This is a genomic window from Stenotrophomonas sp. CCNWLW57 (assembly GCF_037203925.1).
GTDB lineage: Bacteria > Pseudomonadota > Gammaproteobacteria > Xanthomonadales > Xanthomonadaceae > Stenotrophomonas > Stenotrophomonas rhizophila_A.
On the sequence record NZ_JBBCBJ010000005.1, the window covers coordinates 184,096 to 199,271 of the forward strand.

General features: G+C 66.4%; 16 protein-coding genes, 1 tRNA gene and 1 pseudogene. 12 read left to right on the forward strand and 6 right to left on the reverse strand.

Going from position 1 to position 15,176, the window contains the following annotated elements; genetic code table 11:
- Window positions 1-152 precede the first annotated feature (152 nt).
- The 3 genes and pseudogenes from V9K91_RS13580 to V9K91_RS13590 all read right to left on the reverse strand — a co-directional run.
- Window positions 153-242: pseudogene (locus V9K91_RS13580) on the reverse strand (recombinase XerD); the annotation flags it as partial.
- A 322-nt stretch (window positions 243-564) separates the two neighbouring features.
- Window positions 565-813 (reverse strand): hypothetical protein, encoded by a 249-nt coding sequence (locus V9K91_RS13585; RefSeq protein WP_336443387.1) that lies wholly within the window; start codon window positions 811-813, stop codon window positions 565-567.
- Window positions 800-1,126 carry a hypothetical protein gene (locus V9K91_RS13590; RefSeq protein ID WP_336443388.1) on the reverse strand — a complete coding sequence of 109 codons (327 nt, stop codon included), beginning with the start codon at window positions 1,124-1,126 and terminating at the stop codon, window positions 800-802. The genes V9K91_RS13585 and V9K91_RS13590 overlap by 14 nt, the downstream gene beginning before the upstream one ends.
- Before the next feature lie 796 nt (window positions 1,127-1,922).
- Between V9K91_RS13590 and V9K91_RS13595 the strand changes: the two genes are divergently transcribed.
- Both V9K91_RS13595 and V9K91_RS13600 read left to right on the forward strand, forming a co-directional pair.
- Window positions 1,923-2,465, forward strand: a complete 543-nt coding sequence (locus V9K91_RS13595; protein WP_336443389.1) for a hypothetical protein — start codon at window positions 1,923-1,925, stop codon at window positions 2,463-2,465.
- A 232-nt stretch (window positions 2,466-2,697) separates the two neighbouring features.
- Window positions 2,698-2,777, forward strand: a tRNA-Arg gene (locus tag V9K91_RS13600).
- A gap of 59 nt (window positions 2,778-2,836) precedes the next feature.
- On the opposite strand, the gene V9K91_RS13605 is transcribed toward V9K91_RS13600, so the two are convergent.
- Entirely contained in the window at window positions 2,837-3,310 is a 474-nt protein-coding gene (locus V9K91_RS13605; protein WP_336443390.1) for a hypothetical protein, read from the reverse strand.
- A 25-nt stretch (window positions 3,311-3,335) separates the two neighbouring features.
- On the opposite strand from V9K91_RS13605, the gene V9K91_RS13610 reads away from it, so the two are divergent.
- Together V9K91_RS13610 and V9K91_RS13615 are read left to right on the forward strand one after the other, a co-directional pair.
- A complete protein-coding gene (locus V9K91_RS13610) occupies window positions 3,336-3,785 on the forward strand; it encodes a PA2169 family four-helix-bundle protein (RefSeq protein WP_093534455.1) in 450 nt (149 codons plus the stop codon).
- 154 nt (window positions 3,786-3,939) lie between these two features.
- Window positions 3,940-4,224, forward strand: coding sequence for a hypothetical protein (locus tag V9K91_RS13615; RefSeq protein ID WP_068851393.1), 285 nt, complete (start codon window positions 3,940-3,942; stop codon window positions 4,222-4,224).
- Between the two features lie 3 nt (window positions 4,225-4,227).
- On the opposite strand, the gene V9K91_RS13620 is transcribed toward V9K91_RS13615, so the two are convergent.
- Window positions 4,228-4,761: a GNAT family N-acetyltransferase gene (locus V9K91_RS13620; protein ID WP_336443391.1), complete on the reverse strand. Its 534-nt coding sequence runs from the start codon at window positions 4,759-4,761 to the stop codon at window positions 4,228-4,230.
- Between the two features lie 98 nt (window positions 4,762-4,859).
- On the opposite strand from V9K91_RS13620, the gene V9K91_RS13625 reads away from it, so the two are divergent.
- The 6 genes from V9K91_RS13625 (at window position 4,860) to thrC (ending at window position 11,732) form a co-directional block, all read left to right on the forward strand.
- The gene (locus V9K91_RS13625) at window positions 4,860-5,585 is read left to right on the forward strand and encodes an AraC family transcriptional regulator (protein ID WP_336443392.1); all 726 of its coding nucleotides are present in this window, start codon (window positions 4,860-4,862) and stop codon (window positions 5,583-5,585) included.
- Window positions 5,586-5,659: 74 nt separating this feature from the next.
- Window positions 5,660-6,607 carry a DMT family transporter gene (locus V9K91_RS13630; RefSeq protein ID WP_336443393.1) on the forward strand — a complete coding sequence of 316 codons (948 nt, stop codon included), beginning with the start codon at window positions 5,660-5,662 and terminating at the stop codon, window positions 6,605-6,607.
- Between the two features lie 126 nt (window positions 6,608-6,733).
- Window positions 6,734-6,871: a hypothetical protein gene (locus tag V9K91_RS13635; protein WP_336443394.1), complete on the forward strand. Its 138-nt coding sequence runs from the start codon at window positions 6,734-6,736 to the stop codon at window positions 6,869-6,871.
- Between the two features lie 87 nt (window positions 6,872-6,958).
- Window positions 6,959-9,481 (forward strand): bifunctional aspartate kinase/homoserine dehydrogenase I, encoded by a 2,523-nt coding sequence (gene thrA, locus V9K91_RS13640; RefSeq protein WP_336443395.1) that lies wholly within the window; start codon window positions 6,959-6,961, stop codon window positions 9,479-9,481.
- Between the two features lie 14 nt (window positions 9,482-9,495).
- Entirely contained in the window at window positions 9,496-10,410 is a 915-nt protein-coding gene (locus tag V9K91_RS13645) for a homoserine kinase (RefSeq protein WP_336443476.1), read from the forward strand.
- Window positions 10,411-10,442: 32 nt separating this feature from the next.
- The gene (gene thrC / locus V9K91_RS13650) at window positions 10,443-11,732 is read left to right on the forward strand and encodes a threonine synthase (RefSeq protein WP_336443396.1); all 1,290 of its coding nucleotides are present in this window, start codon (window positions 10,443-10,445) and stop codon (window positions 11,730-11,732) included.
- A 147-nt stretch (window positions 11,733-11,879) separates the two neighbouring features.
- Here the strand turns inward: thrC and V9K91_RS13655 are convergent, their stop codons facing one another.
- Entirely contained in the window at window positions 11,880-12,629 is a 750-nt protein-coding gene (locus V9K91_RS13655) for a helix-turn-helix domain-containing protein (protein WP_068851409.1), read from the reverse strand.
- Between the two features lie 145 nt (window positions 12,630-12,774).
- Here V9K91_RS13655 and hisS point away from each other — a divergent pair, with 145 nt between their 5' ends.
- Together hisS and V9K91_RS13665 are read left to right on the forward strand one after the other, a co-directional pair.
- On the forward strand, window positions 12,775-14,172 hold the full coding sequence (gene hisS / locus V9K91_RS13660; protein WP_093534469.1) for a histidine--tRNA ligase: 1,398 nt from the start codon (window positions 12,775-12,777) through the stop codon (window positions 14,170-14,172).
- Window positions 14,173-14,841: 669 nt separating this feature from the next.
- Window positions 14,842-15,168, forward strand: a complete 327-nt coding sequence (locus V9K91_RS13665) for a YerC/YecD family TrpR-related protein (RefSeq protein ID WP_093534471.1) — start codon at window positions 14,842-14,844, stop codon at window positions 15,166-15,168.
- The last annotated feature ends 8 nt before the right edge of the window (window positions 15,169-15,176 follow it).

Sequence of the window (15,176 nt, forward strand, 5' to 3'; positions counted from 1 at the left end):
AACTTAGAACCGCGGCTTGGCAACAGCGTCATCGTCGCCCTCAGGTGTGAGATGTGTATAGTATTTTTCAGTATTAGCGCAGTCGGCATGGCCAGCAGTAGCTGTACCCGCCGTAGTGGAATACCAGCCATGACCATGTGCGCGCAGAAGGTGTGGCGAAGCCGGTGCAGGTGTCCGCCGACTCCTGCCAGCTCGGAATCCTTCTTGAACCAGTCCGACACATTGTCTTTGTGTACCGCCACCAGTGGATCCGGCAGGCGGCGCAACGCCCACCTGGCATAGCGGTTAAGCGGAACCTCTCGCCACTTCCCAGACTTTGTGCGTCCTGCTCCAGTCTCGTCGGGGTCGCTCTAGACCAGTAGACGGCCGGCCACCACTGAGCTCTTCTCCAAGCCGATGATCTCGCCACGGCGCAGGCCGGTGTGAGCCAGGAACAACCACAATGGCGCGCGCGCTGGATTGGCTCGGTATAGCCGGCGCATCGCGCTCGGTCGTAGAATCTGACAGCGACGCTCCGCACCCCGCGGGGTGCTTTCATTGATGCCGCCGGATTTACATCAAGCTCTACCCAGTCGAGGTAGGCCTTGCTGCCACGCCAGTAGAGTCGAACCTTTGCCATTCTTCAGCACCTTGGATCGCGGCGTAGAGCGCCGCCTTCTCATACAACCGCATTCCCATGAAGCGCCGGGGTGTGAGGCCGTAGTTCAGGGCGTTCTTGCGGCACTGGCTGTTGGAGACGCCGCAATAGTGGGCGGCTTCCTCGACCGTCAGCCAGTCCTTGCCGGACAGGTCGAGTTTTTCAGCGGCGCCCATGGGCACCTTCTGCAATGCGCTGCCAGGGCGGCGTGGGCGAGGCCAAGCCGAAATCGAGCTGCACCACGTTGTCCTGCGAAGGCACCGCGATCGCGGGCAGCACCTTCCGGGTGCCACGGAGTGTCCGGTTGATTCGCCGCCATGCGGCAAGGGCGGCCTCCGGCTCCGCGTGCTTGCTGGTAGCCCGGCAGCGGCATTCGACCAGGTGGCCGCCGCCGGCGGCGAGGCCTAGCAGATCTTGAATGTGGCGCGCGCTGTGGCCGGCTGCGCACTTGGGCAGGCCCTCAGGGTGGCTGATGTGTCGCGGGGTCATAAGGGGTTCCGATCGGCAGGGCGCTTGTGTTGCTGCAGGAAAAAACAGCGAGACGGTTTCGAAGTTAGGTGGGACAATCCGCCAACCTTGCGTACGGGGTTGGCTGATGCCGTTGAGGAATAACGTGGAGGGCTATGAGCTGTCGGTGTTCTCCCGGACCTGCGGGACGCACTGGCAGGGTTTCGTACGCATCGCTGGCCCTGGCGGCGAGCAGCTGCAAACGGTCGAAACTGCCGCTCGACACGCAACACGGGTAGATGCAGAGCGCGCCGCGTTGACGATCGCCACGGACTGGGTGCGATTGAGAGTCGCGAGCGAATGAAATGCGCGATCACGCCGCGATCGCCAGCGGAATGGATGCCAAGTCAAGGTTTGCCTCGGCAAGGGCCCGCAGTGGCGGCGGGCTGACGCTTACCCACCATGCGCACCGCAGCGCTGGTGTTGAGGGGAGTTCCGTTGGCCGTGCGATCGATGATGTAGCCAGCCGGGAAGCCCTGCGCGCGGTAAAGCTCGTGGGGCTTGAGCATGCGCAGGCCGATGTCTCTGGGTCATCCGACACCAGGCGCGGCTACGGGCGGAGATTCACCGGCTGCGGGTTGCCCGCGCCGCCGGCAAGCGGTGGCCCCAAACTGACCCCGCGCCACAGCTAACCCATTGATTCCGCGAGAGCGTACTTAATCGCGGGAGATCGGCTTAGTCATTGTTTTTATTGATCTTCCGCGACCTTGACAGGGCAGGGGACTGCCATGGCACGCTGAGCTTAGGTGCCGTCTCGGCACAACCTTTGGAGGCATGGATGGCAAAGCGGATCGACATTGAGTCTCAGGCTGGCTTTGAGCACTTGGTAGCCGCCTTGGAGACGGAAGACGTACTCGGTGCGGTCCTGAGGGCGCAGCTTCAGGTCGAGCAGACCATTGAGCTTTTCCTCAACGCGAATGTTGCAGACGACATGTGGGAGGTTGTCGATTCCCTCCCTCAGAGCTTTGCGCAGAAGGTAGCTCTGGCGGCTGCGCTTGGGTTCCCGAAGGAGCTGTGCTTTGCGGCGAACGCGCTGAATCAGATCAGGAACAAGTTCGCGCACAAGGCGGGTTGGGCTCTTAAGGATGAGGATATCCAGAAGTTGGTCGACAAGTACGAGGCGGCGCGAGCAGCTCTCGACCCTGCGTCCTATGAGATGCGCAAATCGTCTATCCAGCTCCACAGCCGGGGCGGCGAGAGAATTGACTTCGGAACGAAAGGCCCTGCATGGGACTTCAAGATGGTGTCTGGCGGAATCGCGACGCTGATCGTGAAGTATTTGGTGAAGCAGAATTTGGAGAACGGCTTCGGCCTCCCGTGATCCGGGTGGCTCCCTAGGCTAGGGCCTACCCCACCCCATTCCGCTCCGCAATCAGTTCCCCGCGTAGGAATTCACCGGGAAATAGCAAGCGCTTCAGTGAGCGATTGGGGGGGCGGAGATGATGTTAACTAGTTGATTGTGAAGCAATCCCCAAGAACTTCCCAAGCTACTGTGCAGTGACCCGTTTCAGCGCGAAGTTGGCCTGGTTTGACACAGCTCTGGCACACGGAAGGGCGCATCCCTTGGTGCATATAGGGGGGGCGCCCCCTCCTAAGGGGAAGGTCGCCCGTTCGAATCGGGCCGGGGTCACCAACATCTTCTGCAGGACACTTCCTGCACGCTCCCCTCGCCATCCATTGACGAGCGACGTGTCACGGTTGCTTCGACGCCACCGAAGGAACCCCCATGTCGACCTTGGACAACCGTCTCGAATTTCCGTGGCAACCGGTTTCACAGGTGCCTGCGCCCGAGCCGTCTCCTGCTGCGCCAGAGCCGCCGATGGAAGAGCCGCCTCTGCGCGAGCCGCCGGTCACTGAGCCACCCAGCGAAGCGCCGCCCGAAGGCGATCCTCCACCGGCGGAGCCGCCGCTGGAGGCACCGGTTCCTTCCCGCCAGGAATGACACGCTTGTTGCTGAGACGCCGCATTCAATGCGGCGTTTTTTGTTGTGGCGAGGATGGGTTGCACGTCGATGTGATTTCGCCGTCGCGGTGCGAACACGTCACGACGACGCCGGCTTTCCATGATGCAGACATCACTTAACGCCGCATTTTCCAAGCGCTCAAAGGTCACGCCGACTTCATTGCAGTTGCGGAAAAGTGGACTCACCCCGACACGGGTCAACACGAAATTCTTTCAGGAGTAGAAATCAGTGAGCACCGAATCCAAGACCGCGCATACCCTCAACGACATCATCGAGATTGCCCGCGATGGCCAGGACTTCTACACCGAAGCGGCCGACAAGGTAAAAGATGCTGAGCTGTCCGCGCTGTTTACCAAGATTGCCGGCGTCAAGTCGCAGATTGTCACCTCGCTGAGCAGCACCGTTGCCGCCACCGGCGCCAAGCCGGCCGAGCATGGCACCGTGGTGGGCTCCATGCAGCAGTTCTACGGCAAGGTCCGCGCCACGCTGGGCGATACCCAGTACGGCTACGTTGCCGAGCTCGAGGAATCCGAAGATCGCCTGCTGAAGGCGTTCAAGGACACCCTGACCGACAGCGATACCCCGCCGGCCGCCCGCGCGGAAGTCAGCCGCCTGCTGCCGCTGGTCCAGGAAACCCACGACGTGATGCGTAACCGCAAGCACGCGATGAAGCACTAACCGGTCGCGGCGACCCCGGTCGCCCCTCCCGTAAGCAGACGCCCCGGTTCAGCCGGGGCGTCTGCGTATCGGCCGTCGAAGCGACTCCACACACCCGCGTACGGCCCTGTCGGATATGGTGCATACTCGATCACAGTTACCGGCGGAATTGCTCATGGAACACATGCGTTGGCTCACGCTTCGTCTTGGCAATAACCAGTCCATCGGTCCTGGCGTTCTCAAGGACCTCTGGTCCAACGCGTGCGAGACGAACCAGTCGTCGGTGACCCGCGATACGGACGGCCGCTCGACCGCCTATGCGCTGCACGCGCCCACTTCGCTGGCCTACCCGAAGCGGGCCGAGCTGCGCATGCGGGAGCTGCTGGAAAAAGCCGGTTATACCTTCACCATGGGCTCGCTTGCCGATCGCCCAGCGCCGCAGCCGGTGCGCTTCCGCTGAGGTTCACGCCGGCGGCTTGCCCGTCAGTGGCAGCAACCTGCGCATGACCCGCACCGGCACACCGGTGCGATGGGTCTGCCGCTCCAGCGGTTCCCAGCCCAGCCGGGCATACAGGCCGCCGTCGTCGCGTTCGGTCTGCAGGAACACTTCACGTACGCCGTAGCCTTTCGCGCGCGCCATCAGTGTTTCTATCAGGCGTGCGGCCAGGTCCTGTCCGCGATGCGCTTCGTGTACGAACACGCCGCCCAGCCAGTGCAGGCGCTCGGGCCGTTCGGTGCGCTCGTGGAACTTCAGCTGCGCAGCGGCCACCGGCACGTCATCCTGCATCGCAATCAGCAGCATGGGCAGCTCGTTGTCGTGCAGGAACACTTCAAGGCGCTGCTGTTCGTCTTCCAGGGTCGCCCCGGGCGTTCGATGCCCCCAGGTGTCGAAGTACCAACGCGCGACATCGGGCAACAGGTGCGGGGCCTGGCTTAAGGTGATGAACGGCATCGAGTACTCCCTGTACTGGGCGACGGCATTGCGCGAACCTGCCATGCCGTTATACCACCCCTCCCACCGGCCCTTGCCGTGACGCGTTGCAGCTTTTGGCAACCGCGCGCAGACTCGCTACGGTCCGATCGGGTCATTCTGTGATGTCTTCACCTGCCTTCAACATTCGTCGCTATGGACCTTCGTCGAACGTGGACCAGCATGCGTTCGCGCAGTGGGTGGTGCCGTTGCGCGGCGAATTGGCGTTCGAACTGGAAGGGCGGGGCGCGCGGTTGGACCGGCTGCAGGGCGCGTTCGTGGCACCCATGACCGGCCATGCGCAGGCGGCGGGCGAGGATGACCGCTTCCTGATCGTGGATTGCCCCGCTGCGTTGTTCGACGACGACACGCTGGACCGGCTCAGGCGGCAGCCGGTGCTGGCGTTGCCGGCACCGGTCCGGGCCATGGCGCAGCGCGTCGGCGCAACGGCCCGGTCGCAGATGGATGCCGCTACGGTGCAACGGGAACTGCCCACGCTGTTGCAGGCGTTTTCGCTGTCCGGCAGTGCCACTCGGCTGCAGGCGGTGTGCGCGCGGGTGGAGCGATCGCCCGGGGAGGCCTGGCCGGTCGAACGCATGGCGGCAGCGGTGGGGGTCAGCGCCAGCCGGCTGCATGCCCTGTTCCGGGAGGCATTTGCACTCAGCCCCCAGGCATGGCTCAGCGCCAGCCGCCTGCGTTGGGCACGCGCACGCCTGGCCGACAGCGACAACGCCATCGCCGACATCGCCCAGCACGCGGGCTATTCCGAGCAGAGCGCGCTGACCCGCGCCCTGCGCAGGGAGTGGGGGATGACGCCGGCCGAGTATCGTCGTCGCCACCGGCCCGCGTAGTAGCCTGGGTCAATAACGCGCGCCTGCACGCGCTTACACTGCCGCGTCTTTCTGCTGCATGCGCGCAGGTGTTGATGAATCGTTCGATGGGCGTGGGTATCGCCAATGGCATTGCCGCGGGTGCGCTATGGGGCGTGGTGTTCCTGGCCCCGGCGGTGCTCAGCCACTTCAGTGCCGTGCAACTCTCTGCCGGTCGCTACCTGGTCTACGGCCTGATCGCCGTGGTGCTGCTGGCGCCGCGCTGGCGGGAGCTGCGCCAGCGCATCGGCATGGCCGAGTGGCGCGGTCTCCTGTGGCTGAGCCTTGCCGGCAACCTGGTGTACTTCGTGTTGCTGGCGCGCGCCGTGCAGTGGGCTGGTGGCGCGGCCGCCTCGCTGATCGTGGGGCTGATTCCGGTGGTGGTGACGCTGGTTGGCGTGCGCGAGCAGGGTGCGGTGCCGCTGCGGCAGTTGGCACCGGCGTTGGCGCTGTGCCTGCTCGGCGTGGCAATGGTGGGATACGAAGCGCTGCAGTCCGAGCATGCGCAGGGCTCGGCCAACCAGCGCCTGCTGGGCCTGCTGTGCGCGTTCGGTGCGCTGTTTTCGTGGGCGCTGTACTCCATCGGCAACAGCCGCTGGCTGGCGCGGCGCCCGGACATTTCCGGCCACGACTGGTCCTTGTTGACCGGCGTGGCCACCGGTGCGCTGGCGCTGCTGCTGGTGCCCAGCGCGTTTGTCGTCCCAGGCCCCTCGCACGCGCCAGTCGACTGGATGTGGTTCTGGGTCATCAGCGCGGGCGTGGCCGTGGTTGCCTCGGTGTTCGGCAACGCCTGTTGGAACCGGGCCAGCCGCAACCTGCCGCTGACCCTGACCGGGCAGATGATCGTGTTCGAGACGCTGTTCGCGCTGCTGTACGGATTCGGCTGGCAGCGGCGCTGGCCGACCCCGATGGAATCGCTGGCGATCGTCTGCCTGGTCTCCGGGGTGCTGTTGTGCGCGCATGCACACCGGCCGCCACGCGCGGTGGCCGAGCACGCCGGCTGATTCCGTTGCGCGGCCTGGATGGTCACATTCGCAACTTTTTGGCCGACGATGTCTGCTGTTCGTCGCGTTTGACTTTTTGCGGTGCAACACTTGACAAGCACCCGGTCGGCGTAGTTTTCTTGGTCCATGGTCATTACCGCCGCCACCGTCACGCTTCGCTCCACCGCCCTCATCGGCGGCATGCGCAGCGGTGCCCTGGCCACCGGTACCACCACCATTACCACCGTCACCACTCGCCTGGTGCGGCCCGTCGTCTTCGCGTAATTTCCGAAAACAACGGCCCCGCACCAGATCAGGTTGCGGGGGATCTCCTTCAGCCTGAATGACGCGGGGCCTCGAATCGAGGTCAGCATGTCTTCTGTCGCCGCTTCACCCGATGCCGCTGCATCGCCTGCCTCCTCCGCGCCGCTGCGCGCGGCCACCTCGACGGTCGTGCACAAGTTCGGCGGCACCTCCGTGGCCGACGCCGACCGCTACCGCCACGTGGCCCAGCTGCTGCTGGCCCGAGACGAAGCGGTGCAGGTCACCGTGGTATCGGCGATGAAGGGCGTGACCGACGCGCTGATCGCGCTGGCCGGTGCCGCTGCCGACAACGCGCCGCAGTGGCGCGACGACTGGCATGCACTGCGCGCCCGCCATCGCGGTGCCGCCGTTGCGCTGCTGGGCGAGCATGCAGGCGACACGGTGGAATGGCTGGATGCGCGCTTCGACCACCTGGCCGAGGTGCTGGGCGCGCTGGCGGTGATCGGTGAGCTGCCCAGCGAGGTACTCGACCGCGTGCAGGGCCTGGGTGAGGTGTATTCGGCGCATCTGCTGGGCCACTACCTGCGCAGCATCGGCGAGGACTGCGCGGTGCTGGATGCGCGCGAGGTGCTGGTGGTGGACCGTGGCGAACTCGGCGTGGACGTGGACTGGGTGCAGAGCGCACAGCGCCTGGCGGTGTGGCGTGACGCGCATCCGGCGGCGCGCGTGGTGGCCACCGGGTTCGTGGCCCGCGACCGCCGCGACCGGGTGACCACCCTGGGGCGCAACGGTAGTGACTACTCCGGTGCGATCTTTGCCGCGCTGTTCAACGCCGATGAGCTGCATATCTGGACCGATGTAGACGGCGTGCTTTCGGCCGACCCGCGGGTGGTGCCCGAAGCCGTGCAGCTGGAAGCGCTGAGCTACGATGAGGCTTGCGAACTCGCCTATTTCGGGGCCAAGGTGGTGCACCCGCAGACCATGTCACCCGCCATCGAGCGCGGCCTGCCGATCATCATCCGCAATACCTTCCATCCGGACCATCCCGGTACCCGGATCACCGCCGAACGCACCAGTTCCGGCCCGATCAAGGGCCTCACCCTGAGCCCGGAGCTGGCGCTGCTGAACCTGGAAGGCACCGGCCTGATCGGCGTGCCCGGCACGGCCGAGCGCGTGTTTGCCGCGCTGCGCAACGCGCACGTGTCGGTGGTGATGATTTCGCAGGGCTCGTCGGAACATTCCATCTGCTGCGTGGTGCGCCAGGCTGAAGCGCAGCGGGCGCGCGATGCGCTGCTGCAGGCGTTCGCGCACGAACTCAGCCTGGGCCAGGTGCAGCGCGTGCAGCTCACCGACAATGTCAGCGTGCTGGCGGCGGTGGGCGATGGCATGGCCGGGCAGCCAGGCGTGGCCGCGCGCCTGTTCGAATCGCTGGGACGCGCGCAGGTGAACATCCTCGCCATCGCGCAGGGTTCCTCTGAACGCAACATCTCGGTGGCGGTGGACAGCCGCCACGCGACCAAGGCGCTGCGCGCGGCGCACGCCGGGTTCTGGCTGTCGCCGCAGACCTTCTCGGTCGGCGTGATTGGCCCTGGCAACGTGGGCGCGGCGTTGCTTGACCAGTTGCTGGTCGCGCAGCCCACCCTGCTGACGCGCGCCAACGTGGACCTTCGCGTGCGTGCGGTGGCATCGCGCAGCCGCATGCACCTGGATGCGCGGGGCGTGAAGGGCGACTGGCGCGCTGCGCTCGCCGGGCAGGCCCAGGCGACAGACCTGGACCAGTTCACCGAGCACCTGCTGTCGGCGCACCTGCCGCACGCCCTGATCGTCGACTGCAGCGGCAGTGCCGATGTCGCCGACCGCTATGCCGGCTGGCTGGCGGCCGGCATCCATGTGGTCACTCCCAACAAGCAGGCCGGCGCCGGCCCGTTGCAGCGCTACCACGCCATCCGCGAGGCGGCCGCTGCCACCGGCGCGCGGTTCCGCTACGAAGCGACGGTCGGCGCGGGGCTGCCGGTGATCACCACGTTGCGCGACCTGGTCGATACCGGTGATGAAGTGCTGGCCGTCGATGGCATCTTCTCCGGCACGCTGGCCTGGCTGTTCAACAAGTACGATGGCCAGGTGCCGTTCTCCGAACTGGTCGCGCAGGCGCGCGGCATGGGCTACACCGAACCGGACCCGCGCGACGATCTGTCCGGCGTGGATGTGGCGCGCAAGCTGGTCATCCTCGCGCGTGAGGCCGGCCGTGAACTGAGCCTGGAACAGGTCAGCGTGGAAAGCCTGGTGCCGGAGGCCCTGCGCCAGGCCAGCGTGGACGACTTCATGAGCGGGCTGGCATCGGTGGACAGCGTGTTCGCCGAACGGCTGGAGCAGGCGCGTGCGCGCGGTGCGGTGCTGCGTTACGTGGCACGGCTGTCAGCGGGTGCGGCGCAGGTGGGGCTGGTGGAGCTGCCGGTTGGCCATGCGTTTGCCAACCTGCGCCTGACCGACAATGTGGTGCAGTTCACCACGCGTCGCTACTGCGAGAACCCGCTGGTGGTGCAGGGCCCCGGTGCGGGTCCGGAAGTGACCGCTGCGGGCGTGTTTGCCGATGTGCTGCGGGTCGCTGCGGGTGAAGGAGCGCGCCTGTGAATCCAGACGACGTACTGGAGGCGCGCGCGTTCTCACCGGCATCGGTGGGCAATGTCGCGGTGGGGTTCGATGTCCTCGGCCATGTCATCGCGGGCGTAGGCGACACCGTGACCGTGCGCCGCACTGACGTGCCGGGCGTGCGGATCCTCGCGATCCGCGGCACCACGGTGGATCTTCCGCTGGTGGCGGCCGACAACACTGCAGGGGCGGCGCTGCTGGCGATGATCGACGTGCTTGCGCTGCCGTTCGGCTTCGAACTGGAGATCGACAAGGGCATCGCGCTGGGCTCGGGCATGGGCGGCTCGGCGGCGTCGTGTGTGGCCGCGCTGGTGGCGGCCAATGCGCTGCTGGATACGCCGCTGTCGCGCGAGGCGTTGTATCCGTTCGCGCTGACCGGTGAGGCGGTGGCCAGTGGCGGCCGGCATGGCGACAACCTCGGGCCGATGCTGCTGGGCGGGTTGGTGCTCAGCACGGCGGACCGGCTGGTGAGCATCCCGGTGCCCGCCGGGTGGTACAGCCTGCTGGTGCATCCAGACGCCGTCCTGGAAACCCGCCGTGCGCGCGCGGCGCTGCAGGGCAGCTACCGCCTTTCCGAATTCGTCACGCAAAGCGCGAACCTGGCGCTGGTGTTGAGCGGCTGCTTCCGCGGTGATGCCGATCTGGTGCGCGCCGGCCTGCGCGACGTGCTGGTGGAACCGCGTCGCGCCGGCCTCATCGAGGGCTTCAACGCGGCGCGCGACGCTGCGTTGGCGGCCGGTGCACTGGGCGCCAGCATCTCGGGGGCCGGCCCCAGCGTGTTCGCGTGGTTTGACAGCCAAGCGGCGGCGCAGGCCGCGCAACACGCCGTGCAGGCCGCTTTTGCCGTGGCTGGTTTCGACAGCCAGGGCTGGGTATCGCCGTTGGACGCGCCCGGGGCATGCCTGCTGTGAGCGCGCTTTCCACTCTTCTGCCAGGATCTTCCATGCAATTCGTTTCGACCCGTCACGCCGCCCCTGCAGCCACCCTGAGTGCGGCCATCGCCGCCGGCCTGGCCCCCGATGGCGGGCTGTATGTTCCGCAGCAGCGACCGCAGGCGCAACGCTGGCAGGCGCAGGGCAGCCTGGCGCGCAACGCCGAAGCGGTGCTTGCGCCGTTCTTCGCCGGCGACGCGCTCGCGCCGCACCTTGCCACGTTGTGCGGGGAGGCCTTCAACTTCCCGGCACCGCTGCGTGCGCTGGCTACCCCGGGCGACCACGTGTTGGAGCTTTTCCATGGGCCGACCGCCGCGTTCAAGGATTTCGGCGCGCGTTTCCTTGCGGCCAGCCTGGCCCAGCTCCAGCGTGACCGTGCCCGCCCGCTGACCATCGTGGTGGCCACCTCGGGCGACACCGGCGCGGCGGTCGCGGCGGCGTTCCATCGCCAGCCGGGCATCCGCGTGGTGGTGCTGTATCCCGATGGCCGGGTATCGCCGCGCCAGGCGCACCAGCTGGGCTGCTTCGGCGACAACATCCACGCGCTGCGCGTGGCCGGTTCGTTCGACGACTGCCAGGCGATGGTGAAGCAGGCCCTGGGCGACCGCGAGCTGCAGGCAGAGGTTCCCCTGAGCTCGGCCAACAGCATCAGCCTCGGCCGATGGCTGCCCCAGATGAGCTACTACGCCGACGCGGCGCTGACCCACCATGAGGCGACCGGCGAGGTACTGAACCTGGTGGTGCCCACCGGCAACCTCGGCAACGCGATGGCAGCGGTACTTGCCCGCGCGATGGGCCTGCCGCTGGGGCAGATCGCACTGGCCACCAATGCCAACGACGTGCTGCCGCGCTTTTTCCACGGCGGTGGATACCGGCCGCTGCACAGCGTAGCCACCCTGGCCAATGCGATGGACGTCGGCGCGCCCAGCAACTTCGAGCGGCTGCGCTGGCTGTATGAAGACGACGACGATGCACTGCGCGCGGCGTTCCGCGTCGAGGCGGTCGACGATGCGGCGATCCGCGAACTGATCGCCCGGCGCCATGCGGCAGCGGGCGAGGTCTTCTGCCCGCATACCGCCACGGCGGTGAAGCTGCTGGAACACCTGCGCGCCGAAGGCGTGCAGGGCGATTGGGCGGTCGCCGCAACCGCTCATCCAGCCAAATTCGAATCGGTGGTCGAACCGCTGATCGGCCGCCCCATCGAAGTACCGCCAGCACTGTCGGCGCTGTTGGAACGCCCCGCGCACGCCGAACCCTGCCCACCGCATTACGCGGCGCTGCGCGAATTCCTGCTGTCCTGATGTAACCAGATCCCAACCCGGAACGTAACAATTCGTAGGGTCGACCGTTGGTCGACCACCGCGCAACGCGCGGCGCAAGCCTCAAAAACCGTGCTGTTTCGGCTGATCCACACCCGTCCGGAGTTTAAAGATGACCGAAGCCGCCCCTCAGCCCCCGCAGAGCACCTGCAACCCAGCCTCATCCAGAATCTCGACGGTGTTCAGGTGGGGCAGGGCAATCAAGCCCTGCTGCCGCAGCTTGGTGAATGTGCGGCTCACCGTTTCCATGGTCAGGCCAAGATGGTCGGCAATGTCGCTGCGCCCCATCGGCAGGATCACCCGCAACCCATCCCCGCCCAGCCGCGCTTCACGCGCGGCCAGCCGCAGCAGGAAATCGGCCAGCTTTTCGGCGGGCTGCAGGCGGCCCAGCGCCAGCGCGGCATCGGCTGCTTCGTCCAGCGCCTGGCAGGCGCGCTGCAGCAGCTTGCGCTCCAGGTGCGGGTAGCGTGCGCGCAGGTCCTTCATCGGGGCCAGGCCCACGCGGCAGACCCGGCTGTCGGCAATGGCTTCGATGTCGTAGCGGTGATGGTCGCTGCCGGTCAGCCCGAGATAATCACCGGGCAGCACGAATCCGCTGACCTGGCGGCGGCCATCTGCCAGGGTACGGACCAGCCGCAGCGCGCCTTCGGTCAAGGTATAGACATGTTGGCGGGCCTCGCCAGCGCGGACCAGGGTGGCCCCCAGCGGCAGCGGCTGCGACACCGTGACCCGTTCCAGGGCCTGGACTTCATCGGGAGACAGCGCCGAACACACGGCCAGGTGGCGCACCGAGCAGTGCAGGCAGTCACGCAGCGGCGAGCAGCCCGGTGCGGGATCTTCTACAGCGGCAACGGCGGTTCCGGAGTGGGGCCGGGTCATGTCGAACCAGGGAGCGGGGCCTGCCTATGATACGTCATGCGGCTGTTGGCCAAGTTCGGCGCAGCCGATGACGGCCGCGCGGCCCGGCTGCGGCTAGAATATGCAGCTCGCTCTTCCCCCAAGTTCCCCCGCAGGAGTCCCGCAAGTGATCAAGCCCCGTACGCCGCCCGGCATCATGGAACTGCTGCCGCGCGAGCAGATCGCGTTCCAGCGCATGCTGGACGTCATCCGCCGCAATTACGAGCGGTTCGGGTTCCTGCCGGTGGAAACCCCGGTGTTCGAGCTGTCAGACGTGCTGCTGACCAAGTCCGGTGGCGAGACCGAGCGGCAGGTGTATTTCGTGCAGTCGACCGGCGCGTTGGCCAATGCAGCCGAAGCGGGTGACAAGAGCCTGCCGGAGCTGGCGCTGCGCTTCGACCTGACCGTGCCGCTGGCGCGTTACGTGGCCGAGCACGAACACGACCTGACCTTCCCGTTCCGCCGTTACCAGATGCAGCGGGTGTACCGCGGCGAGCGCGCCCAGCGCGGCCGCTTCCGCGAGTTCTACCAGTGCGACATCGACGTGATCGGCAAGGACAGCCTGAGCACGCGCTATGACGCCGAAGTGCTGGCGGTCATCCATGCGGTGTTCGCGGAGCTGCGCATCGGTGATTTCTCGGTGCAGCTGAACAACCGCAAGCTGATGCGCGGTTTCTTCGAAAGCCTCGGCGTGGCCGACGGCGAGCGGCAGATGGCGGTGCTGCGCGAGGTCGACAAGCTCGACAAGCGCGGCCCGGATTACGTGCGCGAAACGCTGACCGGCGAAGGCTTTGCGATCCCGGCCGAACAGGTGGACCGGATCCTGGCGTTCGTGGCGGTGCGCTCGAGCAGCCACGCTGACGCGCTGGCGCAGCTGGACGCGCTGATCGCCGATGGCACTGCCAGCGAGACGCTGAAGCTGGGTGTGGCCGAGCTGCGCGAGGTGCTGCAGCTGGTGAAGGCGCTGGGCGTGCCGGAAACGGCGTACTGCCTGAACTTCTCGATCGCGCGCGGCCTGGATTACTACACCGGCACGGTGTACGAAACCACGCTCACCGACCACCCGCAGATCGGGTCGATCTGTTCGGGCGGCCGTTACGAGGACCTGGCCAGCCACTACAGCAAGTCCAAGCTGCCGGGCGTGGGCATTTCCATCGGCCTGACCCGCCTGTTCTGGCAGCTGCGCGAGGCGGGGCTGATCGCAGGCATCGAAGACAGCAGCGTGCACGCGCTGGTGGCGCTGATGGACGACAACGGCCTGGCCGATTCGCTGGATATCGCCCGTCGCCTGCGCGTGGGCGGGATCAACGCGGAAGTGCAGATGGAGCCGAAGAAGATCGGCAAGCAGTTCCAGTACGCGGCCAAGGCAGGCATCCGCTTCGTGGTGCTGGCCGGTGAAGACGAGCTGGCGCGCGGCGTGGTGGCGGTGAAGGATCTGCTGCGCGAGCAGCAGTTCGACGTTGCCCGCGATGAGCTGGCCAGTGCATTGCAGGTGGAGCTGGAGCAGACGCGCGCGATGGCGTGAGTCTGGTTTGGTTGATGCTTGTCTGGCAACGGCACCTTCGGGTGCCGTTGTTGTTTTTGGGTGTCTGATTGCGGGATTTCACTGTGCACTGGGCGTTGCCCGGTGCTTCCATGCATCCCGGCGAACAGCCTGTTTGCACGTGGCCATGGGTAACGGCGAAAGCGTCTTCGTTTCCGGGTCATGCGTTATCGCATGTGGATGGCTTCCTGGCAGTCGTCTTACGACCGACCCTACCGCTGCGGACGTCATGGATAGCAGCGGCAGGGTTGGTTTCCAGACGACCGCACTGAACAACTCAACGTCCGGTAACGCAAGAAAAACATCGAACCCGGCCTTTGACGTTCCGTGGCCACCAACACACCGTCGAGGGTCGGCGGGGGCGGGTATGCGGGACCGTAGAAAACATGGATGTTTTCTACGAGCCCCCATGGACGGGTTCACGGCGTGTCCCGCATACCCGCACCCGCCGGCCCAGCTCGGGCCATGCAAAGGCCACCAGCTGTTCGCGCAGATCCATCGCCAGCCGGGCAGCGCCCGGCGACGGATCGCTTAGCTCGCTCCCCGCTGGAATGAGGGCCTTAACCTGAACGGAGGAACCAGAAAGCTCAAGCCGATTTGGCATCAGGACGCTTTTGCGCTAATGTAATAGCACGCTATTACATTGATACGATGAAAATCCGCCCCGTCCCCCGTGAGAAAGACCCCCAAGCCGACCTGGACAGCCTGGCTGGCGCCTTTGCCGGCCTGTCCAGCGCCGAGCAGGTCACTGCGTTCCTCCGCGACCTGTGCACCCCGGCCGAGTTGGAGGCGCTGTCCGACCGCTGGAAGGTGGTGCCGCTGCTGCGGCAGGGCGTGCCGTATCGCGAAATCCATGAATTGACCGGTGTCAGCGTGACCACCACCGGGCGCGTGGCGCGCTCGCTGGACCATGGCCACGGCGGCTATGCCGCCGCCATTGCCGCGACCGCCACGCCTGCAGCCCCCGAATCCGAGTAGAGACCTCC